This is a genomic window from Oleiphilus sp. HI0123 (genome assembly GCF_001635315.1).
The window spans coordinates 1-838 of sequence record NZ_LWGE01000262.1; the positions used below are offsets into that span (position 1 = coordinate 1).

2 protein-coding genes are annotated in these 838 nt (G+C 42.8%); one reads left to right on the plus strand and one right to left on the minus strand.

What is annotated here, in order from left to right; genetic code table 11:
• Positions 1 to 365: 365 nt before the first annotated feature.
• Positions 366 to 587: a hypothetical protein gene (locus A3761_RS02590; protein ID WP_068510776.1), complete on the minus strand. Its 222-nt coding sequence runs from the start codon at positions 585 to 587 to the stop codon at positions 366 to 368.
• 29 nt (positions 588 to 616) lie between these two features.
• Between A3761_RS02590 and A3761_RS02595 the strand changes: the two genes are divergently transcribed.
• Positions 617 to 838, plus strand: a 222-nt coding sequence (locus A3761_RS02595) for a methyl-accepting chemotaxis protein (RefSeq protein ID WP_369808157.1), incomplete at its 3' end; no start/stop codon positions are given.

The window sequence follows — 838 nt, forward strand, 5'->3', positions numbered from 1 at the left end:
TGGTTACCTTTAACCTTTTAGTTAAGAATCTCAATAAAACGCTTTCCGATCAGGCAAGGGCAGTCACTCAAACTTTCACTGTGCATTAATTTAACCTGGTCAGCTGTCTGGAACCCGTGTCTTCTGCGTCGAAATTAGATCATTATAGAGAGCTCGCGGGACCAATTATTCATGCAGTTATCCTCGAAACGGGGAAAAATGATGTGAAGCTGATACGGAAAAAACTAAACCAGGCTTACCCATTTGAAGCTAGGTGTGGACAGGCTTATCGAGCCTGGTTATCAGAAGTACATTCCCAACTTGGCTTTACCTTACGAAGAAAAAACAGTTCAGAAAAACAATTAGACCTGTTCGATCAACCTTAATTATTCTTCTTCGACGGCCTCTAGAACGGATTCAACAGAAGCTGTAGCTAAGCCATCAACATTGACTGAGAAGTTGGGTTTCCCTAGTGAAAGCGCTGCCCCTATAAAAGTATTCCCAATCGCGGTCAATTTCTCTTCATGATCCTCAACACCTAACTGATCACACAAATCAGCGACACCATTAGCAAACTCTTGCAGTTTATCTTCTGCCAGACCTGTCATAGATATTCCTTTAGTACGATTCTGAATCAATGGCAACAGCGATACAGAATATGGAGGAAGTGAAGGAAAGTAATGACGGTATTCTTGCCATGATGAATGTCATTACGGATATCGCTGAGCAGACCAATCTTCTTGCACTTAATGCTGCAATTGAAGCGGCCCGTGCAGGGGATCAAGGTAGAGGATTTGCTGTCGTGGCTGATGAGGTTAGGACACTGTCCAAAAAAAGCAACGAATCAGCTCAGAAGATT